The following is a 22,085-nucleotide window of genomic DNA, read 5'->3' on the forward strand; positions in this document are numbered from 1 at the left end:
ACTACATACATCCTATATTAGATTTCTATTCATGTCAATAAATTCTATAGAATTTTATTTTCAGCCCTATAGATTTCCATGAAATACACTAATTATATAAAAAAGAGCACTCTTTATGAGTGCTCTTTTAAATGTTTAATAAAACAAGCTATTATGCTTTTGCTTCTTTACCGTATTTTACGAGGCTTTCAGCTTCGATTTCAGCTTGAGTGCGATAGTCTTGAGGAATGTCAGACAAACGAATCCAGCTGCGAACTGCTTCTACTAATACGATAAGAATCATGAGGAACATAGCAGCACTGAATGCTACTAGGATCCATTTACCAGCTGGAATGTAGCTGTTAAATACGTTTTCAAAGTCTGCAGCGATAGCCACGATAGCCATGAGAATACAAGGAATACCTGTTACCCATGCATAACGTTTGCGGCCAAGTCGCATGATAACTGTAGTACCTACAGCCAATGTCATAGTACCTAATAATTGGTTAGATACGCCGAATAGAGGCCAAATAATACCGATGTTACCTTGTAGAACTAGGTAGCCCCACAATACACAAATTAAAGCTGCACAACCATAAACGCCAGGAGCCCAATGTTGGTCGTTGAATTTAGGATGGAAATGACCTAATAATTCTTGAAGTAAGTAACGACCTACGCGAGTACCAGCATCGATCAAAGTCATGATGAACAATGCTTCGAACATGATACAGAAGTGATACCAGTAACCCAATAAGTGATCCATGTTAGGCAATCTGGAGAAGATATGAGCCATACCTACTGCAAGGGATACGGCACCACCAGGACGATGCATCAAGTCTTCACCAACCATTGCGGACAATGCTGGCAATTCATGAACTTGAAGGCCTAACGCTTTGAAGGATTCAACAGTGGAGTTAATTGCGAAGTAATCATCTGGATGCAATGCAGTAGCTGCGATCAACGCCATCATAGCGATGAAGCCTTCTGTTAACATTGCACCATAGCCGATAGGCAAGATTTCTTTTTCATTAGTAAGCATTTTAGGTGTTGTACCTGTTGCGATAACAGTATGGAAACCAGACAACGCACCACATGCGATAGTAATGAAGATGTAAGGGAATACAGAACCTTTCAATACAGGACCGCCACCCCAGATATAAGGAGTAACAGCTGGCATTTGAATTTCAGGCATTACGATGATAATACCAAGAGCCAATGCGCCGATTGTACCGATTTTAAGGTATGTGGACAAATAGTCACGAGGAGCAAGCAATAACCATACTGGCAATGCTGCTGCAAAGAAACCATAGACTGCAAGCATGATTTCAATAGTTTGCAAGTCATATGTGAACCAAGAAGCATATTCGCTAGCTGCTACGTTTGGACCGTAGATAATAGCTGCGAAGATCAATGCTACACCGATAATAGTTGCTTCTTGAATTTTACCAGGACGCAACCATTTCAAATAAATACCAATGAAAATAGCGATTGGAATTGTAGCAAATACGGAGAAGAAACCCCATGGGGAGTTATGCAATGCGTTAGCTACTACTACGGCCATACCAGCAAGGGTGATGATCAATAGGAACAATGTAGCAAGCATAGCACCGAAACCAGCAAATTTACTGATTTCTTCCCGTGCAATATCCGCAATAGATTTACCATCATAGCGAACAGATGCGAACAAGATAACCATGTCATGTACAGCGCCAGCTAATACGGAACCGATAAGGATCCATAATGCGCCAGGCAAATACCCGAACTGGGCTGCGATAACAGGACCTACAAGAGGACCTGCACCAGCAATCGCTGCAAAGTGATGACCAAATGTTACCCATTTGTTAGTTGGCACGTAATCGTGACCGTCGTTGTGAACCATAGCTGGCGTTGGACGATATTCATCCAATGTTAATACTTTCGCCGCTATGAAAGCCCCGTAAAAGCGGTACGCTAAAATTAGAATACACGCGGAGGCTATAACTAAGTAAATACCATTCATAACCATATAAACACCTCCAATTGTCTTGTGTGACATGGTGTTATATAAAAATATCTGATAAATCTTTTGCTCATCCATGCCACATTGGCTCTCTAAACTTTTAGTACTTACAATAATTATTGTATATCTAAACATAAAAGTGTCAATTATCGATTTCTCATTTTGAATGTACATTATGAGTTAAAAGCATAATTAAAAAGCATTCTCCGTTAATAAGAGAATGCTTTTATCGTTTTATTTTGATAGTAATTATCTATTGTCTTACGACGATGCCTACTTCATGAAGTGCTTTTTTAATATCTTTTATAGTTAAAACTTTGTTATGTAGCAACGCGTCAGCAAGAGCTCCAGTTACATTTGTCTTTGTAAATAAATCCACAAAATGCTGTATATTTCCAGCACCACCAAAGGCCGTTACAGGCACATCAACAACCTCTGCCAAGGCCTGATATAATTCAATATCAAAGCCAAGACCTGTGCCATGTCTATCGATACTCGTTACCAATAACTCACCTGCACCACGGTCTATCGCTTCTTTCGCCCATTCTAAAGCATTTTTGCATTGTGCCCCCGGATCATCAGATGTGCCATGTCCATAGGCATACCACATTTTTTCAAAAGGATTATATTTTACATCTAAGCACACAACGATACCTTGATTGCCAAACTTCTTTGCCCCTTCTGTAATAAGGGATGGATTAGATAATGCCGCCGTATTGATAGAAACCTTATCGGCACCAGCTTTCATAAGCTGCATCATATCCTCCACAGAAGTAATGCCACCACCTACAGTTAATGGCATGAATACCTTATCCGATGCATTGAGTACTATATCAGTAAAGGTTTTACGGCCTTCTGTTGTAGCCGTTATATCTAATAATACAAGTTCGTCCGCCCCTTGTATCTCATAACGTTCCGCACATTCAACAGGATTGCCGGCATCAACCATATCTCGGAATTGCACACCATTCTGGACACGACCATTGGCCACACTGAGGCAAGGAATAATACGTTTCGCTAACATAGAATGACCCTCCTATTGTTTCGCCGCTGCATAGGCTTCCGTAATATTGCCAAATGCACGCAATAGATTTAAACCTACTACACCACTTTTTTCAGGATGAAATTGCATTCCATACACTCTACCGCGCTCTACAACGCCAGGTACATCGATACCATAGTTTGCAGTGGATGTAATAAATTCAGGGTCTGTATCTACATAATAGGAATGAACGAAATAGGTATATTGATTGTCTACATTGCTGAAAGCACTATCTGGATGGTGCACTGTATTTTTGTTCCAACCCATGTGGGGCACACTGAGGCCAAGGTCACGAGGAATTTCTTTTACCTTGCCTGGAATAAGTCCTAAGCCTGGTGTTGGGCCATATTCTTCGGACTCTTCAAATAATAGCTGCATACCCAAGCAAATACCTAATAATGGTATTTCTCGTTTTACCACTTCATGAATGACATCGACGAGACCACGTTCCTTAAGGACTGCTACTGCCGACGCATAGGCGCCTACACCTGGCAAGAGAACGCCATCAGCATTTAGTATAACCTCAGGATCTGCTGTTAGCACCGCATCAAGTCCGATGTAGGCCAACGCTTTCTGAACATTAAATGTATTGCCCGCATCATAATCTATAATGGCAATCATAATATACTCCTTTCAACAGCCTTAATGAGCCCCAGTCATTACTAGGGCTCGTCATTCACGTTGTTTTCGTTATATATATTCTCTAAACAGGATACAAACTCCTGCCATTCAATTGGGTAAAAGCTAAACTCCATTCTATAGAATGAAAGTTGATATCATAAGGCGCAAATTATTAGTATATATGATATATCCCATATTGATTAATTCATGAATTGTTTTAATATACCGCGCATAACAGCTCCATCTTGAGCCATTGGAATGGTAAGTCTCAACCAACCTTCCCGTTGTCCGCGGCGCACTTGATAGCCTTCTTTTAACCATGCATCAGCCAAGCCTTCTGCATCAGATACAGCAAAGAAAATAAAGTTCGCTTCACTCTTGTAGTAGTGAATACCTAATTCATCAAACAAGCTTTCCCATTTAGCCCGCTCTTCTGCATTTTGAGATATCGTTCTTGTTAAGAATGCTTGATCATCAAAGGCTGCTTCTGCTGCTACTTGGGATAAAGTATTGAGATTATATGGCAAGCGGATAGTTTGCATATAGTTCGCAAGCTCTAAAGGCGTCATCATATAGCCTACACGGTAATTAGCAAGACCATATGCCTTGGAGAAGGTACGCATAATAGCTACATTTGGGAACTCATCTAGCAATGCACGTGCTGTAGGAACATCTACGGACGTAACAAAATCAATATAAGCCTCATCGATGATAACTAGTGTGTCTTTTGGTACTTTTGCAATAAAGTTACGGATATCTTCAACAGTTTCATAGGTACCTGTCGGGTTATTAGGATTACAAATCCATACGAGACGTGTTGTGTCATCTACAGCTTTCAACAATGCAGCAAAATCATAGTGACCTGTTTCAAAATCAGCTTGGACCTCACGAATTTCAGCTCCCTCAACGAGACCATTTAAAGCATACTCGGAGAAAGCTGGCACGCTTACCACGATGGAGTCACCAGCGCTGATCAATGTTTTATTGACCATGGCAATAACCTCATCAAGGCCTACACCGATAACGAGTTGCTCTGGTTGTACCTTCCAATACGCAGCCAATTTCATACGCAAGTCGGTAGCATTACCATCAGGATAATAGTTAGCATCATTATATGTGACATAGCTAAGGATAGCCTCGCGCACCAATGGAGATGTACCGTATGGATTTTCGTTGGCTGACAAGCGCACTAATCGGTCCACCCCAAGACGTTCCTTTACCGCTGCAGCAGGCTCCTCTGGTATATAGGGTTTCAATGTGCGAATTATCTCTTTCATAGGCTATCCTTTCTAACTATTTTCTTAACGTATATACACGCGTTCAAACTCATTTTGTGTTTATATACTCATCTAAACTCATATGTACGTATTTCAATGCAAATACATTTATTAAAACTCATATGAACTTATGTAAGCTCACCATACGGTGTTCATTATAAATTCGTAATCTCTGGACGATCTGTAGTCTTGCTCACTACCCCTTCACGGCTCGCAAGTTCTGCCTCAATGGCTTCGTAAGGGATATTTTTTTCCGCCAATAATACGAGCAAGTGATACAACACATCTGCTGTTTCGTAAATCAACTCTTGAGGATCTTCGTTCTTTGCAGCGATGACAACCTCTGTAGCCTCTTCGCCTACCTTTTTCAAGATTTTATCGAGACCTTTATCAAATAAGTAATTCGTATAAGAACCTTCCTTAGGTTGCGCTTTGCGGTTCTTAATAATTTCGTATAATTCGTTCAATGTTTGTTGTGCCATGACTAACTCCAATCTACATCATTAAAGAAACAGCTTGTGCGCCCCGTGTGACACGCAGGACCTTCTGGCTTAACTAAAATGAGCAAGGTATCTCCATCGCAATCGAGGGCCATGCTCACCACGTGCTGCACATTGCCACTGGTACCACCCTTGTGCCATAGCTCTTGGCGAGAACGAGACCAAAACCACGTTTCCTTTGTCTCTAGTGTTTTGTGAAAGCTTTCTTCGTTCATCCACGCCACCATGAGCACGTCTTTTGTGTCTACGTCTTGTACAACCGTTGGCAATAAGCCATTTCCCTTTTCAAAATCCGGTTTCATATAGTAATCCTTTAATACAAGTAATCTTTTCAAAATTCAATGTTTTAATTAGTACCATTACCATATTGGAGGCATTTAATCCGTTTACCATACTCTAATTATGTAAATTACTTTTATCGTACAGTAATTCCTCGAGCTCGTAATTCATTTTTAAGATCAGGGATTTTAATTTCTCCAAAGTGGAAGATAGATGCCGCTAGTGCACCGGTAACGCCGGTTTGTTCAAAGAGGTCTATAAAATCTTGAACCTTGCCGGCACCACCAGATGCGATAATAGGTACATCTACAACGGCTTCAATGGCCTTATATAGTTCGATATCAAAGCCAGATTTAGTGCCGTCCTTATCCATGCTCGTTACAAGCAATTCCCCTGCTCCACGAGAGACAGCTTCCTTAGCCCAATCGAGGGCTTTCCATTCGGTGCGCTTACGACCACCATGCGTATAAGCGTACCATTCGCCAGTCTCTTCGTCTGTTTTTACATCGATAGCCACTACCATACATTGGTTACCAAACTTTTGAGCTCCTTCTGTGATGAGTTCAGGATTTGCAAGAGCTGCCGAATTCAAAGATACCTTGTCGGCGCCAGCTTTCAACAAAGCCGTCATATTATCAACGCTCTTAATACCACCACCAACGGTGAGCGGCATAAATACCTGGGAAGAAATCTCTTGCACCACGTCGCGCATAGTAGTCCGTGCATCGACAGTAGCCGTAATATCTAAGAATACTAATTCGTCAGCCTGTTGCTGTTCATAGGAAGCCGCAATATCTACGGGACTCCCTACATCTACGAGGTTAACAAAGTTAACCCCTTTTTTAACGCGCCCATCATCCACATCAAGGCATGGAATAATCCGTTTCGCTAACATAATTCTACTCCCCACTAAATGTTATCAATCTATTTCATCGGTCATGCTAAACAACACATGTTGTAAATACTACAGGAATAGCATCAGCAATATAATTACCGTTGATTGTACCCGGCAATTTCCTCTAATGTAATAGTTCCTTCATACAAAGCCTTACCAACGATGCTATCCATAACGCCTTTAGCTTCAAGGGATTTAATGTCTTCTAAATTACGAACGCCACCAGACGCAACGATACGCGCTGTAGGGAATTCTTTTTGCAAATTGCCAAGCAAGTCCTCGTTAGCACCTTGCATAGTGCCATCTCTGTCCACATCGGTAACGATGAAGTACTTTGCGCCGCCTTCAACCATAGCGCCAATCAAATCGGTCATAGGCACATCGGATTGATCGAGCCAACCTTCAGCAGCGACCTTACCATTTTTACCGTCTACGCCGATTACAATGCGCTCTGCACCATATTCAGCAATCACTCGTTTGGTAAGCTCTGGATTTTTGAGTGCTACGGAACCTAAGATAACGCGGTCTACACCTAAACCTAAATAGAGGTCAACAGCTGCTTTATCTCGAATGCCTCCACCGATTTCAAGGATGCCTGTGAAAGCCTGACGCACTGCTTTTACAATGTCCACATTAACAGGCTTACCTGCCTTAGCACCGTCTAAATCGACGAGGTGGAGTGCGCCTACCTTGGCATCTTCATATTGTTTTGCTTGGTCCACTGGATCTGGATTGATAACAGTTTCCTGCGCGAAGTCACCTTTATAGAGGCGAACGCTGCGACCATCTTGTAAATCTATAGCTGGAAAAATCATAGGTTCTCCTTTATTAAATGACTGTATTAAATAACACCCTTTGTGGAGTTTACCCCTTGAATATCTGGGTTAATCGTAACGGCCTTGCGCAATGCGCGACCTGTAGCCTTAAACATGCTTTCAATAATGTGGTGCGTGTTGCGACCATATAGATTGCGAACATGTAAATTCATAGCAGCGCTCATAGCAAGAGCTTGAAAGAAATCCTCCACTAGCTCTGTTTCAAAGTTGCCCCCAAGAACTGGAGTGCTCCATTCACCTTGGAATACAAGGTACGGACGGCCGCTCAAGTCGATTACAACTTGTGTTAGTGCTTCGTCCATAGGAACCCAGGCATCGCCGTAACGCTCGATGCCAGCCTTATCGCCAAGGGCTTTCACCAAAGCCTGACCTAACGCCAGTCCGATGTCCTCAACGGTGTGGTGAGCATCTACGTATGTATCGCCCTTTGCCTCAACCACGAGGCCAAAGCGGCCGTGTTTTGCCAGCAGCGTCAACATGTGGTCAAAAAATCCAATCCCTGTGGAGATGGAGCTCGTTTGCGCCCCATCAAGGGTAAGTTCTACTGTAATATCTGTTTCTTGCGTGGTGCGTTGCACCATACCTGTGCGTATCATAACGACCTCTATACTCCAAATCTATTTTTCAAAACGTACTTCGATGGCGCGAGCATGTGCTTCAAGGCCTTCTGTACGAGCTAATGTAGTGATGTGTGTTGCCACTTCTTCTAACCGTTCTTTTGTAAATTGTGTAAAGGATGTACGTTTTACGAAATCATACACACCAAGTGGAGATGAGAAGCGTGCTGTACCACTGGTAGGCAATACGTGATTTGTACCGCCTACGTAGTCTCCCAATGGCTCAGATGCATAGGCACCAAGGAATACGGAGCCCGCATTTTGAACGAGGCTCATGTAGCCCATTGGATCTGGCAATTGGATTTCCAAATGCTCAGGTGCTACTTCGTTCATTACCGTAAACATGTCTTCAACACTATCCATAACAGCAATATAACTGTTATTTTCAATAGCTGGACGCGCGATGCTTTCACGAGGCAACAATTTTAATTGGCGTTCTACCTCATCGGATACGGCATTTGCTAGGCTTTCACTTGTGGTAACCATAATAGCGCGCGCCCGAGGATCATGTTCCGCTTGAGACAAAAGGTCTGCAGCAAGGTGAACTGGATTAGCACTATCGTCAGCGATAACGCCGATTTCACTAGGGCCTGCAATCATGTCGATGTCAACTTGGCCGAACACTTGGCGTTTTGCTGTAGCAACGTAAATATTGCCAGGGCCTACGATTTTATCAACCTTTGGAATGCTTTCCGTACCATATGCTAGAGCTGCTACACCTTGAGCACCGCCAACTTGGTATACCGCATCAACGCCAGCAAGTTTTGCGGCGCCCAACACAGCAGGATTAATGCCATCCTTTTGAGGAGGTGTGACCATAACAATTTCTTTAACGCCTGCAATTTTAGCTGGCAACGCAGTCATGATAATAGTAGAAGGATACGCTGCTGTACCACCAGGAACATAAAGGCCAACGCAAGCCAATGGAATAACCTTTTGACCGCGGATGATGCCCGGTGTATCCATATCCACAAAACCTTGTTCAATTTCACGACTGTGGAACTCAGTAATATTAGCCTTTGCCTTTAACAAGGCAGCCTTCAAATCATCAGATAAGGACTCATAAGCAGCATCGATTTCCTCTTGAGGCACCTTGAAATCTTCGATGGATACACCATCAAATTTTTCAGAGTATGCCTTTAAAGCCGCATCACCATTGGTGCGAACATCGTCGATGATATCGTACACGCGACGCTCAATTTCCATGTCTGTAGTTTGTTGAGTATAATTTCGAACGATACTAAGCATCGTATCTAATGATTCCTTATAAATTTTCATGTTTTATCCTTCTTCCTATCTATGCTCTTCGCACTATTAGTTCTATCTCTTATTTATTAATGGCTTCTGAAAGCTGGTCTATAAGTTTAAAAATAGTATTTCTCTTTTGTTTTAGCGCTAATGGATTAGCTACTAAACGAGTAGAAATCTTTTGTAACCAGTCGAAGATTTCTAAGTTATTTTCCCGTAAGGTTGTGCCTGTTTCTGTAATATCTACGATGGCGTCAGCGAGCCCTACTAACGGAGCCAATTCTACGGAGCCTTCGATTTTGATGATTTCCACATCTTGGGCACCAAAGTACTGTTTTGTAATGGTTGGATACTTTGTACCGATACGTTGGCGGCGACCTTCTTTAGGATCATAGCCTGCCAAAGAGGCCAAGATAAATTGGCATTTACCAGTTTGTAAATCTAGCATTTCATAGCTTGTATCGTCTTGTTCATCTAATACGTCACTACCAACAATACCAAGGTCAACTACACCGTTTTTCAAATATGTCGTTACATCAGGACCTTTAGCGAGGATAACCTCTATAGCATCACCCAACGGAATGATGAGCTTACGCGCCTTGTTCCGTAACGGCTCACAATCTACGCCACAGGACTTCAAGAGAGGAATGAAATCTTTCTCTACGCGGCCCTTTGTAAGAGCGATACGCAATTTACCATTATCTTGATTGTTGCTTTCACCATTCAAGGTTACATCGGTCAACACGTCGATGTTGAAAGCCATCCCAACCGCAGGCATTGGCGTACCATCAAAGCTAGATAGTAAGCCGTCATAACGACCGCCACTGACGATGTATTGGGACACGCCATCCACATAGCCTCTAAAGGTAAGGCCTGTGTAATAGGATTGAAGTGGCTCTGTAGACACGTCAATGCGAGCCTGCTGACCTGTTTGAGCCACTTGGTTCGCCATATCTACGAGATTATCTAAAATACGTTGTGCTGCTGCAGGCAAGATGATTTGATTAAGCTCATCCTTAATATCTTGCACCGTACCAAACAAGCGAGGCCATACAGTTAAGAATGGATATAACGCACTATTTTTAAAGTCAGAAATCAACTCGTTATAGCGTGGCAAGTATTTAGTAAATAAAGCCTCTAAAAGCTCAGTTTTTTCTTCATCACTAAGGCCAAGTGCATCGGTAATGGCGCGAGAAAAACGAGCATCCCCAATTTCTAATAGCAAATTATTACCGAGCTGAGTTTCATTTACCTCTTTAATGATGGCGAAGCACTCTTGCTCGGCTTCAATGCCTTCATAGCCTACCATCTCGATGCCGCCTTGCGTAACTTGGTTCACATCGCCACGGTGCTTTTTATTTTTCATGAACACATCGCCCAAGTAATAGAACGTGCGAGGCAATTCAATATTGGTAGTCGCCAAGAAACGACCGATTGGCATAGTCAAATCAGGACGAATTACGACGGACTCATCAGAACTATCCATGAACTCGTACATATGCTGACCGCGCCCCATTGCATAGCCATTAAATACATCCTTGTACTCCACAAGAGGTGTAGAGATCTTTGTGTATTGGCGGCTACGACATAGACCGAGCACATATTGGCTCACATCATCCTTGCGCTCCGCTACGGCCCCTATATCATCACGGAACCCCGTAGGTAATTGCTGCTGTACCATCCTAAACATCCTTTCTATCATTTCATTTCTCATGTTTGTGAAAGCATCATATAATCAGTTTCAAACGAGTTAAATGGCTTTCATTTACCTATGAGAAAAAATTTACCTATATCGATACTTTCCTATTTTATCGCTTTATCTAATTAAAGCATGAAATTATAATATAACGGTTCTATAGAATTGTCAATAGAACCGTTAAGATTTCACGTTATTAATATAAAGCTAATACGCCTATAGTTTATATTCTTTTATAGATCATAGTTACATACATATATTTAAGGATTAGTTTTGACTTTGTAACGATAGATATATAGACTTATCAGCTTCATCTAAGTCTTCAATTTTATACTTCGTTTTAGTATCACTAAAATGATAATACTTCCGAACATGATCCAATAAAGCATTAGACTCTTGGTTTTGTTTGGAGAGAAATAGAACACAATTCATATTATTATCAAAGACAATCATATTATCCTTACATAATAAGTATAGATACGAGCTGCCAGCCTTATCTTTCTCTACAAAGGCATCAAAGAAATAAGGAAATTTAGAGTTAGAGAAACTAGTATCAGATACAATAAATTGGCTACCCAATTTGCTAATATGAATTTCATTCTTAGGCCCAAACTCTAAAACTACACTGCGCCCAACTAGCTCACCTGATGATGGTTCATGATAAAACATATAAGCTATAAAAGCTGCTATTAGAGTAATCAGAATAATAATCCCAAACAACAATTTTCTCATCAATCTATCCCCAGATACGTTCTATATCTGCTATGCTATGTGCATCAGAGCCCAATACAAATGGCACGCCAATAACAGCAGCCATGCCTTGGATAAAGCGGCTTGGATACATTTCACGGCAGTCTGGTTTGAAGAAGCCACTCATGTTATAGTCTAACTCACGACCTTGTACGCGCATGATATGTAAAATATCACTTACCACCTGCGCATTGCGACGATCTAAGTGATGTTCAAAACCAAAGTGATGTTGGTATTTTTTAATCAAATCAAAGTGACCGATGCGTTTAGGCGTATATTCACCAAGGTCAGCACGTACGGCTTGGCGCACTGTGGAGTAATATTTGTAATACAACTCATATTGCTTTTCAATCCACGGACCAAAGCCCTTTTCAAATTCTTCAGGGCTATAGTCTAAGCAGTAAAAGGCATTATTAACGCCTTCCATAAAGTGAACGGATAAAATATTATCATCCGTTAATGGACCATAACGGTCTAGGAACTCCTGAATATCTGCCTCAAAGCCTGGAATATAATCCACCTCAAAGCCGAGGGAGATATCGATATGTGTACCATAGGCACGTTGTAATTGACGACCTAATTCTAGATAGCTATCAACTTGGTTTAATTTCAAAGACGCTGTATCATAGGCCTTTTGGTCACCACCGTATTCAGCTGCAAAAGCCTTTGGCAACGGCGCATGCTCTGTAAGGCATACCTTTTCAATGCGCAACTCAATGGCCTTTTCAATCATCAATGCAGTTCGGTCCCCACTACCATGTGGACACAATTCTGTATGCACATGACCATCTACAAGACGGCTGCGATACTTGCTGTATCCAACGAACTGCCGTTCATCTTTCATGTTCATTCAATCACCCTATTCGCCCTAACCCGTAGCGAACCCTTATCTATCATCTGTACATTATTAATATATCGTATTTATATATCGTATTATTATCTATGTATTACTATCTACGTTTTATTATACCAATAATGCGTATGTTTCGGTATCCTGATATTTACCATGTTTGAAACCAACTTGCGGTGTTAAACCACAATAGGTAAATCCAAACCGTTCATGTAGCGCTGTACTTGCTGCATTTCCCGCCGTAATGACAGACACCACTGTATGTAATGTTTCCGTTTCTTTCGCATGTTCTAATATATGGGCCATCAATTTAGACGCCACGCCTTTGCCGCGATACTCTTGATGAATGTAGATAGATAATTCGACGGTACTTTTGAAAGCATCCTTCGTTCTATATGGTGAAAGCGATGCATAGCCTACCACAACATCGTCCATAATCCCTACAAAAATGCAGTGCTCCGCTGTTTGATGCGCCTCATACCACTCCTGCCACTCTGTTAGTGTTCGTGGCTCAAGATCAAGAGTAGCTACACCGTTTACAACCTCGTAATTGTAAATATCTAAACAAGCTGCGATATCATCCTTTGTAATTGGTCGTATTACTAATTCACTCATAAGAAGCCCTCAAAACAGTTGTTATCAAAACTGAAATTATTTCTATATAACATAATATATAAAAAGAACCTAAATACGCAAGAAAAAAGGACGAGTTTCAACTCGCCCTTTTTGTTATATTGTAGGCAATATTTTGTACGCTTACTACCTATCAGTAGGATATCATAAATAAATTTCCAAAAGATAAACAAAAGACACCTAGAAATTTGGCCATTTCCAGGTGTCTTTTCAGGTGTACCAATTAAGATACCCCATACTCTTCAAATTAATTATAACACAATTAACTCTATGAATCTGTCTAGTTTATCTATTACACAATTACGAATAGTAGTACTGTAATAGCAATCAATGCACCAATTACAGCGTAGTCCATAGTTTTCAATCCTACAGATGCTGCAAAGCTATGTGTAGGTCCACCGAAGCCGCGTAGTTCTAGGGATAGCGCCATTGTTTCGGAGCGGCCCAAGGATTTTAAAAGCAATGGTTGGATCACGGATGCGTAAGATTTCATGCGTTTAATGAAGTTGCCTTCTAAGGATAAACCACGGCACGCTTGAGCCTCTTGTACAGCATGGCTTTCAGCGATGAAGTCAGGCACAAAACGTAGTGCTGCAGTGAACATAAATGCATATTCGTAAGGAATTTTGCATTGTGTTACGAGTGCCGCTGTAAGGTCTTGCAATTTTGTAGTTGCCAACAAGCAGATGAATACAAGTGTCATGGCGAGCATACGCAAGCCAGATACGATAGCGGATGTTACATCGCCACTGCCGAGGAATTGAACAACGCCAAGAAATATGGCAAAGCTAGTCAACGCCACAACGGCCTTACGTTGTTTGATCAATAAACCTGCAACAAATAACACGACAAGTTCTACAACGACTAAGGCCAATAGAGATACCCAGTCGCGTAATAGAATGGCCCACACGGATACAGCGAGGGTCATCAAGATTTTTGTTAACGGTACTAAACGTTCCATATGTCCCTCCTATTTTCTGCCCAACTGAGCCACTAACTTAGATTTCAATTCATCCATGGATTTGCAATAGCCTAGGGATGGCACCGCTAGTGAAAGTTCCACACTTGGCGGTTTTGTAAGGCCTAGGTCTTGCAATTCATCCGTAGATTTCTTGAATAATTCTTCTGGACTGCCATCAAAGGCAACCGTTTGGTTACCCATGATGAGTGCACGGCTACATTCGCTAGCCATGATTTCCATATCATGTGTAATGAGAAGGATCGTAATGCCTTCTTGATTAAGTTGACGCAATAGTACTAACAACTCTTTAGTTTCCTTACCATCTTGACCACTTGTTGGTTCGTCGAGGATGAGGATTTTAGATTGCATTGCTAGTGCAGAAGCAATAGCAACGCGTTGTTTTTCACCGCGGCGCAATGTTGGAGGATAGGCTTCACGTAAGTGAGCGATACCGGTACGTTCCAACACTTCATCAACGATTTCTTTCACTTCGGATTTACTGCGACCTAGTGATTCAGGACCGAAAGCAACCTCTGTGGCTACTGTTGGTCTGAACATTTGGCGATCTGGTTGTTGGAATACATAACCAATGAATTGACCACGTTTAGATGGCGGCATAGACGTAATATCCGTGCCGTTATAGTACATGCGGCCTTCGCTCGCCTTTTCAAGACCAACGAGCAAACGAGTGATGGTCGTTTTACCACAACCATTGCGACCGCCGATAGCGATATATTCGCCGCCTTCGATGGTGAAAGTCACATCTCGGAAGATGTCTACGGATGGCACATAGCCAAAGCGGATATTTTCAACCTTAAGCATAAGCGCCACCGTCCTTTCCTTGTACATCATCAACGCGTTGAATTGGTTGTTTATGTTCTACTGTATTTGTTTGATTAGCTGGAGACTTGCTTTCACCATGCACCTCAGTTTGGATGGCATGAGCCATTTCAATTTGGTGCAAGCCCTTGATAGCAGACTCGATACTAAGCCAAGGCTCATCACTGTGGAAGCCCGCTTGTTCAAGTTCCATATACGTGGTGAACACGGATGGCAACGCATCAACGTGAATATTGTGTTCGTACATATAACGAAGCGTAGTTGGTACATCGTCATCACAAGCAATAGAGCCATCCACCATGAGAGCCATGCGGTTTGCATACGGCAATACAGCGTGTAAGTCATGGTCGATAACAACAACGGTAATACCGTGTTTCTTGTTCAAATCACCTACGAGGCGATATAATTCGGCAGTCCCATCTGGGTCGAGGGAGCTCGTTGGTTCATCAAGAACAAGAACAGTTGGGTTCGTAGCCAATACGGAAGCAATCGCCAAACGTTGGCGTTGACCACCGGATAGACTAGTAATTTTTCGATCTTCTAAGCCGATAAGACCAACTTGTGCAAACACCTCTTCAGAACGTGCTTTAATGGTTTCACGGTCATAACCGCGATTTTCCATGGCAAAGGCCACTTCTTCACGAACTGTCATCGTTACGAGTTGTGTATCGTAATCGGCGAGAACCACACCGATATGGTTCGCTAACTCTGGAATTTCCATTTGCGTAGTCGCTTTACCATCTACGAACACCATGCCTTCAAGGCGGCCGCCGTAGAATTTAGGTACAGCCCCTACCATAGCCATGCAAAGAGTACTTTTACCACAACCAGCAGGACCAGTCACAACGAGGAAGTCCCCATCATGTACGTCGAGATTGATGTTTTCAAGAGATGGTGTAGTCGCCTTTGGATGGTAATAATTTACGTGTTCAATGGAAATCTTAGCTTGGCGCTCAGGCAAGATCGTCATATGACTATGGTCAGATGTCAATTGATCTGTACTTGGCAACATTCCGCGTTTGGAGAATAGACGTTGCGCAGGAATGTACAAGATTGGCGTAATAGCACCGTTCAAAGCGCCTACGATAAGAACCATCGGCCACATACCATACATATATACATTGTCTGGTAGGCCCAATACTTTCCACAAAATGGTAACAAAGATACCGCCAGATACAACAGTCGCTAAGAAGCCAGATAGGATTGGCGTCAAATCAAAACCACCGATTTTGCGGAACTTCACGGACAACATAGCGCGCGTCACGAGAGCTGCCGTCAAAGCACCACCTGGTTCAGACAACAAGTTGCCGTAAGGGAATGCTGACTTAGATGTCAAAACATTGATGAGGGCCGCTACAAGGCCAATCCCCAACGTTTGACTTAAACTAGGACGAGTCAATAAAATAGCTACGCAGTACGTAGCAATTGTCCAGTTTGGCGTTACCCCAGCCACACTAGGGCTCACCAAATGCAATATCGTGCCCAATGCGAGCATCAATGTGCTGACAGTAACCCATCTAAACTGGCCACCCTGCACATGCGTGTACACAAGATCTTGAATCCGTTCCATAATAGCCTCTTTTCTAAAAATGAATATATAGTGTCTATTGTAACATTCTTCAGAGATTTGTGAAAGGCAAGATACTATTATAGATAGTATGTTTATCATATGATAAAAAGCACCATCTATTAACGATAGTGCTTTTAATAACTAATGTACTTCATCTAATAGTATTCTAAGATAATCACGTCTACTGTTTAATATTCTATCAATATAGATAGTCCGGTCTAAATAACGATAAAAACTTAAATAATTATGACAAAGTAAATATCTGTATTCAATTTTGCTTTCTAGATTAATCAATAATCGCTGCCCCATTTCTGGAAATATACTCAACGAGTCATTCGTAGTCACTATATCCGAAACGGTTTTCTTAGCTAACTCAATATCACCGGTTTCTTCTTCTATAAAAGATTTTATTTCTAGCAAATCTTCTCGTGCTTTTGGTGCATAGCTAATTTGATTATTCATAATTAAATCCCCAATTCACTCTTTAGTTGCTCTGATGAAATCCAGCCTTGTTCTTCACCAGATTTACGACCGGTCTCTAAAGCCCCCATAAGTTTTATAGTAGCCATTACACGTTCATAATCTTGAATATCCATAATTGCATATCTACCTCTACCATTTTTAGTTAAGAATACGGGACTATCTATAGTAACATCACGTAAAACTTCAGAATAATTACGTAAATCTGAAATAGGTTTTATATTCGGCATACTATCACCTCCAAAATCTTTTAGTGATATAAAACTCATTTTTCTAATATCTTATCATTATTGTAGTTAAATTATCATGTAAGTTCAACATCAAATTTTACAGCATTTCTTAAATTTACTATCAACATATATGATACTTCTGTCTTCTTTTCCCTGTTATATACTTGTGATATAATGCGCATGGATACTTATATACGAAGAAATTGACAATAATTTAATAACTAATATAATAAATTCTAATTACTTTCCAATAATATATACAATATATCTTTAATAAAGGAACTCCATCATGGCACAGGCATTAATCGTAATCGATATTCAAGAAGGCTTAGTTAACAAAAGTCCTTATGATGCGAAAAATCTTATCGCGAATACAAAAGCAATCATTCAATATTTCAGAAATCAAAATATAGAAGTCATTTTTATTAAACATTCTGAAGATGAAGGCTTATTAGCAACAGGTAGCGATAATTGGCAAGTCTATCACGAATTAAAACCGCAAGAAAACGAAAAGATTTTCAATAAATATTACAATAGCATCTTCAAAGATAGTGCATTAAAGGAATATTTGGATAGCAAAAGTATTACCGATTTGACATTCGTAGGAATGCAGGTGGAATTTTGCATTGATACGTCTGTAAAAGTAGGCTTTGAATATGGTTATAAAATCACCATCGTCGAAGATGCGATCTCAACCTTTGACAACATCCATCTATCTGCCAATCAAATCTTATCCTTTTACAAGGAAAAAATTTGGAGAAATCGATTTGCGCAACTAAGAACAACAAAAGAAATTCTAGCTATTAATTAAATTTCTATTCTCACTTTCTCGTCATATAGTTGTGATATAATGCATACAAATACTTATGCCTAGGACATAGGAGGTCTATATGTACAAATATATTACAATTTTAGGGGCCGCTGGCCAAATTGCACAAAAGTTGACTGCTACATTATTAACATATACAGATATGCACCTTACATTATATGGTCGCCAATTGAGTACTCGTTTACATCCAGAAATTTTAGAGCATGAACGCGTTACAGTCATCGAGGGATCCTTCCAAAACCCTGCTAAATTAGAGGAAGCGGTAACAAATGCAGAGATTGTATTTGTAGGTGCTATGGAATCTGGCAGCGATATGGCGGCTATTGTGAAAGCATTGAGCCGTAAAAATATACGCCGTGTCATCGGCCTTTCTATGGCTGGTCTTTCTGGTGAATTCCCTGCAGCACTTGAAAAATGGACCTTCGACAGCTTGCCTATTAGCTATGTTCAAGGCGAACGTCAAGCACGCAATGTGTTGCGCGAATCCAATTTAAACTACACAATCTTGCGCCTCACATGGCTCTACAATGATCCAGAAAATACAAATTATGAGCTCATTCCTGAAGGCGTTCAATTTAACGATGCCCAAGTTACACGGGAAGCTGTAGTAAAAGCCATCTTCGACATCTTACATGTAGATGATGAAACCCCATTCCACCGTGCAAGCATCGGTATTGGCGAACCAGGCACGCACTACGACAAACCAAGCTTTCACTAATATATAACTATATTAATTCTTAAATAATAAGGTATATCCAAAATCTAATCAGTACATTTTTACTCATGTAACATAGATGTTGGGTATACCTTTTCTTATACCCATATTTTATAGTTATTTATATAGATAAACTTTCGTATTTAGGCTATACTAATAAATGATTAAGTTATACTAATAGATATGTGAAAGTAAACGCCTATGCGGTTATCGATACTATTTATATATACATTTTGCTGTATAAAATATCTCAAAAGCTGTGTATAAAAATTAACGATATCCATTTTTAGTCCCACTTAGGGCTGAGGCTGATTAAGGAGTTATTATGAATCGCATTGTTGTTATTGGTAGTTGCAACATGGATATTGTAGTGCTCGCGGATAAACGTCCGGCGGCAGGCGAAACAATCTTCATCGTAGGCTTTGACGGTACTGCTGATGCAGACAAAGCTGTTAAAGACGGCACATTGGCTGCAACAATTGCTCAACAACCAGACCAAATGGGTAAAATCGCTATCGATACTGCTCAAAAAGTTATCAAAGGCGAAGCTGTAGAAGCTAAAATCCCTGTAGATCTTAAAGTTGTTACAAAATAATTGTAAATAGAAATTGGGTACAAAAAAGAGTCGCATCCTAATGATGCGACTCTTTTTATTTTGGTTCTCGTTCCAAAAATTCTTTGAAAAATCCAATGAATTTTGGCAAATACGTTTGATCTAAACTTTCAATAGTCATATTACATTTGTAATTGTAAGTAGTACAAATAGTAATATCTATCGCCAAAGCACCCTTTTGATCTAACGAGAATGTAAGAATATCCCCTTCCCCAGTTAATACATAGGTAAAGGTTGCTTTGCCTTTACAGTTCTCATACAAATCAACTAATTCTTGATAGCCTTTACGAATTCCGGACCAATCACTAGGATCAATATAGCCAGAACAGATATTATAGCCTCGTTTAATATATACGCCAAATACACCAAATTCAGATAGCTCTACATCCATATCAAAAGCAATTGTTAAATTTGGTTCATTTACGATTTCATACATCCTATTCACACTCCATAAATAGTAACATTTTCATTTATTATAACATTACATGCATTAACAAAGTAGTAACTAGAAATAAAATAGCGACTAGTTGATTATCTTAACTAGTCGCTATTTGTATTGTACATCCCTAAAAATATTTCTGATTTAGAAAACAAGTTAAGTTATCTAAATTTGTAATCCAAACAATTCGGGAATTTTATTACAATATTTTCTTAAAGAATATAGTTGTATGTACCTTTCCTGGTAGTTGTACTCGTTTGTATTCTTTAAAGCCAAAGCCTTCATACATTTTAGCAAGCCATGGGTGTTCTGCAGCGGTACCAAGTGTTACAGCTGGTGTTTTATATACATTGCGGAGTAGGTCTTCTGCTTCGGCGAGGACTTCACGAGCATAGCCCTTTCCTTTATGTTCAGGGGCCGTTACAAAGTGCGCAATATGCGGGTATACATCTGGTGTAGCCTTTGGTATCCAAGGCATGCGGAATGAAATAGAGCATACCAAGGAGCCATCTACGTAGAGGCCATACACAGGATATTTTAAGATCCATGCCCGAGACTCTTCTTGGCTAAAGTTGATGGCATCAAAGGATATAGGATAGTTCTTATTCTCTGCATAGCCTGCAATCAACACCTCGTGATACTCAGCCGCATCATCTACAGTTAATTGTCTAAATTCTTTCATTATGTACCTCGTTTAAAGCGCTGCGCTATCAAGAGGCAATTCACTATCGAGTGTAAGGTAACGGCTCAAGAATTTACGTGTTCGTTCTTCTTTGGGATGTTCAAGAACAACCTTAGGATCACCTTGTTCTACGATGACGCCGCCTTCCATGAATACAACTTGGTCAGCCACTTCTTTAGCAAAGCCAATTTCGTGAGTAACGATAATCATCGTAACCTCTAGCTCTTTCGCAATCTTACGGATAACAGCTAATACTTCCCCTACGAGCTCTGGGTCAAGAGCTGATGTAGGTTCGTCAAAGAGGATAACCTCTGGGTCCATCGCAAGGGCCCGAGCGATGCCAATACGTTGTTGTTGCCCCCCCGAAAGTTGTACTGGATAGTAATCATCATAGCCTTCCATGCCTACTTCCTTGAGGAAACGTTGCGCAATGTCACGGGCTTCAGATTTTTTCATCTTCTTAACCGTTACAAGGCCTTCCATGATGTTTTCAATAACCGTCTTATTAGAGAATAAGTTATAAGACTGGAACACCATGGATGTATTGCGACGTACATTTAAGATTTCCTTATTAGACGCTTTATGTAGGTCTACAGAAATATCGTTTAACTGCATCGTCCCAGCATCGGCCTTTTCAAGGAAGTTCAATGTTCTAAGGAACGTCGTCTTACCACTGCCAGATGGGCCAAGGATAACTGTTACAGACCCTGTTGGCACATGTAGGTCGATGCCCTTTAAAATTTCACGGTTCCCGAAGGATTTGTGAACTTGTTTAATATCTATCATAATGCATTACCTCGTTTATACTTGCTTGCATAGACTTCTAAACGATGGAAGATAAATTCAAAGACAATCCCCATCACCCAGAATAGACCGGCCACCACGATGTAGGCCTCAAAATACTGCGAATTTTCCTCTGTATATAACTTTGCTGCGCCGAACAGTTCAATAACAGTGATAACGAATACGATACTGGTACTCTTCATGGTGTTAAGGAATTGGTTTGTAAATAGTGGCAACGCAAAGACTGTCGCTTGCGGCAATACGATGCGACGGAACGCTTGGAACCAAGTCATACCGATGGCTTGAGCCGCTTCCATTTGACCTTTCGGTACCGATTGCAAGGCAGCTCGGAAGATTTCACTCAAATAAGCCCCTGTATGCAAGGTTAAGCCTACAACGGCTACGAAGGTAGCTGGCACCTTTTCAAAAGGCACATGCACCCCTGTTTGATCCTCTAAGGCGAGGAATAGAATTGGCAAGCCATAGTACACAAGGTATAAAAGAACCATATTCGGAATACTACGACACAACAATACGTACAAATAACTGAGCTGACTGAGCACAGGTACTTTATTTTGTTGTAGCACGCAACTCAATAACCCTAGGATTGTACCCAAACCAACACTGAGGAAGGTAATCATGAGGGTTACTTTCACATAAGGAATGACAGCAAAGAAGGTGCCATAAATATAGGTTGAATCAATTATATGTCCCATAAGCC

The 22,085-nt window shown here is 40.9% G+C and carries 26 protein-coding genes; 3 read left to right on the plus strand and 23 right to left on the minus strand.

The window, feature by feature from the left end:
• Positions 1 to 151 precede the first annotated feature (151 nt).
• The 19 genes from QZ055_RS02130 to QZ055_RS02220 all read right to left on the minus strand — a co-directional run bounded on the left by QZ055_RS02130 (position 152) and on the right by QZ055_RS02220 (position 17,303).
• The gene (locus tag QZ055_RS02130) at positions 152 to 1,984 is read right to left on the minus strand and encodes a carbon starvation protein A (protein WP_295824337.1); all 1,833 of its coding nucleotides are present in this window, start codon (positions 1,982 to 1,984) and stop codon (positions 152 to 154) included.
• A gap of 247 nt (positions 1,985 to 2,231) precedes the next feature.
• A complete protein-coding gene (locus QZ055_RS02135) occupies positions 2,232 to 3,002 on the minus strand; it encodes an imidazole glycerol phosphate synthase subunit HisF (RefSeq protein WP_295824339.1) in 771 nt (256 codons plus the stop codon).
• 12 nt (positions 3,003 to 3,014) lie between these two features.
• Positions 3,015 to 3,641 (minus strand): imidazole glycerol phosphate synthase subunit HisH, encoded by a 627-nt coding sequence (hisH, locus tag QZ055_RS02140; protein ID WP_287537152.1) that lies wholly within the window; start codon positions 3,639 to 3,641, stop codon positions 3,015 to 3,017.
• A 200-nt stretch (positions 3,642 to 3,841) separates the two neighbouring features.
• On the minus strand, positions 3,842 to 4,918 hold the full coding sequence (gene hisC, locus QZ055_RS02145; protein ID WP_295824341.1) for a histidinol-phosphate transaminase: 1,077 nt from the start codon (positions 4,916 to 4,918) through the stop codon (positions 3,842 to 3,844).
• 155 nt (positions 4,919 to 5,073) lie between these two features.
• The gene (hisE, locus tag QZ055_RS02150; RefSeq protein ID WP_005387497.1) at positions 5,074 to 5,400 is read right to left on the minus strand and encodes a phosphoribosyl-ATP diphosphatase; all 327 of its coding nucleotides are present in this window, start codon (positions 5,398 to 5,400) and stop codon (positions 5,074 to 5,076) included.
• 2 nt (positions 5,401 to 5,402) lie between these two features.
• Positions 5,403 to 5,720, minus strand: coding sequence for a phosphoribosyl-AMP cyclohydrolase (gene hisI / locus QZ055_RS02155; protein ID WP_295824343.1), 318 nt, complete (start codon positions 5,718 to 5,720; stop codon positions 5,403 to 5,405).
• A 113-nt stretch (positions 5,721 to 5,833) separates the two neighbouring features.
• A complete protein-coding gene (hisF, locus tag QZ055_RS02160; protein WP_295824345.1) occupies positions 5,834 to 6,592 on the minus strand; it encodes an imidazole glycerol phosphate synthase subunit HisF in 759 nt (252 codons plus the stop codon).
• A 95-nt stretch (positions 6,593 to 6,687) separates the two neighbouring features.
• A complete protein-coding gene (gene hisA, locus QZ055_RS02165) occupies positions 6,688 to 7,407 on the minus strand; it encodes a 1-(5-phosphoribosyl)-5-[(5-phosphoribosylamino)methylideneamino]imidazole-4-carboxamide isomerase (RefSeq protein WP_295824348.1) in 720 nt (239 codons plus the stop codon).
• A gap of 26 nt (positions 7,408 to 7,433) precedes the next feature.
• Positions 7,434 to 8,024, minus strand: a complete 591-nt coding sequence (gene hisB, locus QZ055_RS02170; protein WP_295824350.1) for an imidazoleglycerol-phosphate dehydratase HisB — start codon at positions 8,022 to 8,024, stop codon at positions 7,434 to 7,436.
• A gap of 21 nt (positions 8,025 to 8,045) precedes the next feature.
• Complete coding sequence (gene hisD, locus QZ055_RS02175; protein WP_005387489.1) at positions 8,046 to 9,323, minus strand: histidinol dehydrogenase; 1,278 nt, start codon at positions 9,321 to 9,323, stop codon at positions 8,046 to 8,048.
• Between the two features lie 49 nt (positions 9,324 to 9,372).
• A complete protein-coding gene (gene hisG / locus QZ055_RS02180) occupies positions 9,373 to 10,974 on the minus strand; it encodes an ATP phosphoribosyltransferase (protein ID WP_295824351.1) in 1,602 nt (533 codons plus the stop codon).
• Positions 10,975 to 11,256: 282 nt separating this feature from the next.
• Complete coding sequence (locus QZ055_RS02185) at positions 11,257 to 11,658, minus strand: hypothetical protein (protein WP_295792520.1); 402 nt, start codon at positions 11,656 to 11,658, stop codon at positions 11,257 to 11,259.
• Positions 11,659 to 11,725: 67 nt separating this feature from the next.
• On the minus strand, positions 11,726 to 12,589 hold the full coding sequence (hisJ, locus tag QZ055_RS02190; protein WP_295824353.1) for a histidinol-phosphatase HisJ: 864 nt from the start codon (positions 12,587 to 12,589) through the stop codon (positions 11,726 to 11,728).
• Between the two features lie 114 nt (positions 12,590 to 12,703).
• Positions 12,704 to 13,204 (minus strand): GNAT family N-acetyltransferase, encoded by a 501-nt coding sequence (locus QZ055_RS02195; RefSeq protein ID WP_295824355.1) that lies wholly within the window; start codon positions 13,202 to 13,204, stop codon positions 12,704 to 12,706.
• Between the two features lie 310 nt (positions 13,205 to 13,514).
• The gene (locus tag QZ055_RS02200) at positions 13,515 to 14,183 is read right to left on the minus strand and encodes an energy-coupling factor transporter transmembrane component T (protein ID WP_295824358.1); all 669 of its coding nucleotides are present in this window, start codon (positions 14,181 to 14,183) and stop codon (positions 13,515 to 13,517) included.
• A 9-nt stretch (positions 14,184 to 14,192) separates the two neighbouring features.
• On the minus strand, positions 14,193 to 15,005 hold the full coding sequence (locus tag QZ055_RS02205) for an energy-coupling factor ABC transporter ATP-binding protein (RefSeq protein WP_295824360.1): 813 nt from the start codon (positions 15,003 to 15,005) through the stop codon (positions 14,193 to 14,195).
• The gene (locus tag QZ055_RS02210) at positions 14,998 to 16,593 is read right to left on the minus strand and encodes a tryptophan transporter (RefSeq protein WP_295824362.1); all 1,596 of its coding nucleotides are present in this window, start codon (positions 16,591 to 16,593) and stop codon (positions 14,998 to 15,000) included. Before QZ055_RS02210 ends, QZ055_RS02205 begins: the two co-directional genes overlap by 8 nt.
• Positions 16,594 to 16,734: 141 nt before the next feature.
• The gene (locus QZ055_RS02215; RefSeq protein WP_129823534.1) at positions 16,735 to 17,055 is read right to left on the minus strand and encodes a type II toxin-antitoxin system RelE/ParE family toxin; all 321 of its coding nucleotides are present in this window, start codon (positions 17,053 to 17,055) and stop codon (positions 16,735 to 16,737) included.
• A 2-nt stretch (positions 17,056 to 17,057) separates the two neighbouring features.
• Entirely contained in the window at positions 17,058 to 17,303 is a 246-nt protein-coding gene (locus QZ055_RS02220; protein ID WP_039969495.1) for a type II toxin-antitoxin system prevent-host-death family antitoxin, read from the minus strand.
• Positions 17,304 to 17,592: 289 nt separating this feature from the next.
• On the opposite strand from QZ055_RS02220, the gene QZ055_RS02225 reads away from it, so the two are divergent.
• From QZ055_RS02225 to QZ055_RS02235, 3 genes are all read left to right on the plus strand, one after another.
• Entirely contained in the window at positions 17,593 to 18,114 is a 522-nt protein-coding gene (locus QZ055_RS02225) for a cysteine hydrolase family protein (RefSeq protein ID WP_295824366.1), read from the plus strand.
• Positions 18,115 to 18,193: 79 nt separating this feature from the next.
• Entirely contained in the window at positions 18,194 to 18,850 is a 657-nt protein-coding gene (locus tag QZ055_RS02230) for an NAD(P)H-binding protein (protein ID WP_105089584.1), read from the plus strand.
• 322 nt (positions 18,851 to 19,172) lie between these two features.
• Positions 19,173 to 19,442 carry a substrate-binding domain-containing protein gene (locus QZ055_RS02235; RefSeq protein ID WP_295213037.1) on the plus strand — a complete coding sequence of 90 codons (270 nt, stop codon included), beginning with the start codon at positions 19,173 to 19,175 and terminating at the stop codon, positions 19,440 to 19,442.
• A gap of 55 nt (positions 19,443 to 19,497) precedes the next feature.
• On the opposite strand, the gene QZ055_RS02240 is transcribed toward QZ055_RS02235, so the two are convergent.
• The 4 genes from QZ055_RS02240 to QZ055_RS02255 all read right to left on the minus strand — a co-directional run bounded on the left by QZ055_RS02240 (position 19,498) and on the right by QZ055_RS02255 (position 22,080).
• A complete protein-coding gene (locus QZ055_RS02240) occupies positions 19,498 to 19,896 on the minus strand; it encodes a hypothetical protein (protein ID WP_295824368.1) in 399 nt (132 codons plus the stop codon).
• A 202-nt stretch (positions 19,897 to 20,098) separates the two neighbouring features.
• Positions 20,099 to 20,581 carry a GNAT family N-acetyltransferase gene (locus QZ055_RS02245; protein ID WP_295824370.1) on the minus strand — a complete coding sequence of 161 codons (483 nt, stop codon included), beginning with the start codon at positions 20,579 to 20,581 and terminating at the stop codon, positions 20,099 to 20,101.
• A gap of 12 nt (positions 20,582 to 20,593) precedes the next feature.
• Positions 20,594 to 21,367 carry an amino acid ABC transporter ATP-binding protein gene (locus QZ055_RS02250; RefSeq protein WP_105081244.1) on the minus strand — a complete coding sequence of 258 codons (774 nt, stop codon included), beginning with the start codon at positions 21,365 to 21,367 and terminating at the stop codon, positions 20,594 to 20,596.
• Positions 21,364 to 22,080, minus strand: a complete 717-nt coding sequence (locus tag QZ055_RS02255) for an amino acid ABC transporter permease (RefSeq protein ID WP_008603263.1) — start codon at positions 22,078 to 22,080, stop codon at positions 21,364 to 21,366. Before QZ055_RS02255 ends, QZ055_RS02250 begins: the two co-directional genes overlap by 4 nt.
• Positions 22,081 to 22,085: the final 5 nt, after the last annotated feature.

Source organism: uncultured Veillonella sp., from assembly GCF_905209685.1.
In the GTDB taxonomy this organism is placed as follows: Bacteria; Bacillota; Negativicutes; order Veillonellales; family Veillonellaceae; genus Veillonella.

Excerpts from the sequence above, each read along its gene's own strand:
- QZ055_RS02130 (WP_295824337.1), bottom strand. The coding sequence starts at position 1,984 with ATGGTTATGAATGGTATTTACTTAGTTATAGCCTCCGCGTGTATTCTA.
- QZ055_RS02135 (WP_295824339.1), bottom strand. The coding sequence starts at position 3,002 with ATGTTAGCGAAACGTATTATTCCTTGCCTCAGTGTGGCCAATGGTCGT.
- hisH (WP_287537152.1), bottom strand. The coding sequence starts at position 3,641 with ATGATTGCCATTATAGATTATGATGCGGGCAATACATTTAATGTTCAG.
- hisC (WP_295824341.1), bottom strand. The coding sequence starts at position 4,918 with ATGAAAGAGATAATTCGCACATTGAAACCCTATATACCAGAGGAGCCT.
- hisE (WP_005387497.1), bottom strand. The coding sequence starts at position 5,400 with ATGGCACAACAAACATTGAACGAATTATACGAAATTATTAAGAACCGC.
- hisI (WP_295824343.1), bottom strand. The coding sequence starts at position 5,720 with ATGAAACCGGATTTTGAAAAGGGAAATGGCTTATTGCCAACGGTTGTA.
- hisF (WP_295824345.1), bottom strand. The coding sequence starts at position 6,592 with ATGTTAGCGAAACGGATTATTCCATGCCTTGATGTGGATGATGGGCGC.
- hisA (WP_295824348.1), bottom strand. The coding sequence starts at position 7,407 with ATGATTTTTCCAGCTATAGATTTACAAGATGGTCGCAGCGTTCGCCTC.
- hisB (WP_295824350.1), bottom strand. The coding sequence starts at position 8,024 with ATGATACGCACAGGTATGGTGCAACGCACCACGCAAGAAACAGATATT.
- hisD (WP_005387489.1), bottom strand. The coding sequence starts at position 9,323 with ATGAAAATTTATAAGGAATCATTAGATACGATGCTTAGTATCGTTCGA.
- hisG (WP_295824351.1), bottom strand. The coding sequence starts at position 10,974 with ATGGTACAGCAGCAATTACCTACGGGGTTCCGTGATGATATAGGGGCC.
- QZ055_RS02185 (WP_295792520.1), bottom strand. The coding sequence starts at position 11,658 with ATGTTTTATCATGAACCATCATCAGGTGAGCTAGTTGGGCGCAGTGTA.
- hisJ (WP_295824353.1), bottom strand. The coding sequence starts at position 12,589 with ATGAACATGAAAGATGAACGGCAGTTCGTTGGATACAGCAAGTATCGC.
- QZ055_RS02195 (WP_295824355.1), bottom strand. The coding sequence starts at position 13,204 with ATGAGTGAATTAGTAATACGACCAATTACAAAGGATGATATCGCAGCT.
- QZ055_RS02200 (WP_295824358.1), bottom strand. The coding sequence starts at position 14,183 with ATGGAACGTTTAGTACCGTTAACAAAAATCTTGATGACCCTCGCTGTA.
- QZ055_RS02205 (WP_295824360.1), bottom strand. The coding sequence starts at position 15,005 with ATGCTTAAGGTTGAAAATATCCGCTTTGGCTATGTGCCATCCGTAGAC.
- QZ055_RS02210 (WP_295824362.1), bottom strand. The coding sequence starts at position 16,593 with ATGGAACGGATTCAAGATCTTGTGTACACGCATGTGCAGGGTGGCCAG.
- QZ055_RS02215 (WP_129823534.1), bottom strand. The coding sequence starts at position 17,055 with ATGAATAATCAAATTAGCTATGCACCAAAAGCACGAGAAGATTTGCTA.
- QZ055_RS02220 (WP_039969495.1), bottom strand. The coding sequence starts at position 17,303 with ATGCCGAATATAAAACCTATTTCAGATTTACGTAATTATTCTGAAGTT.
- QZ055_RS02225 (WP_295824366.1), top strand. The coding sequence starts at position 17,593 with ATGGCACAGGCATTAATCGTAATCGATATTCAAGAAGGCTTAGTTAAC.
- QZ055_RS02230 (WP_105089584.1), top strand. The coding sequence starts at position 18,194 with ATGTACAAATATATTACAATTTTAGGGGCCGCTGGCCAAATTGCACAA.
- QZ055_RS02235 (WP_295213037.1), top strand. The coding sequence starts at position 19,173 with ATGAATCGCATTGTTGTTATTGGTAGTTGCAACATGGATATTGTAGTG.
- QZ055_RS02240 (WP_295824368.1), bottom strand. The coding sequence starts at position 19,896 with ATGTATGAAATCGTAAATGAACCAAATTTAACAATTGCTTTTGATATG.
- QZ055_RS02245 (WP_295824370.1), bottom strand. The coding sequence starts at position 20,581 with ATGAAAGAATTTAGACAATTAACTGTAGATGATGCGGCTGAGTATCAC.
- QZ055_RS02250 (WP_105081244.1), bottom strand. The coding sequence starts at position 21,367 with ATGATAGATATTAAACAAGTTCACAAATCCTTCGGGAACCGTGAAATT.
- QZ055_RS02255 (WP_008603263.1), bottom strand. The coding sequence starts at position 22,080 with ATGGGACATATAATTGATTCAACCTATATTTATGGCACCTTCTTTGCT.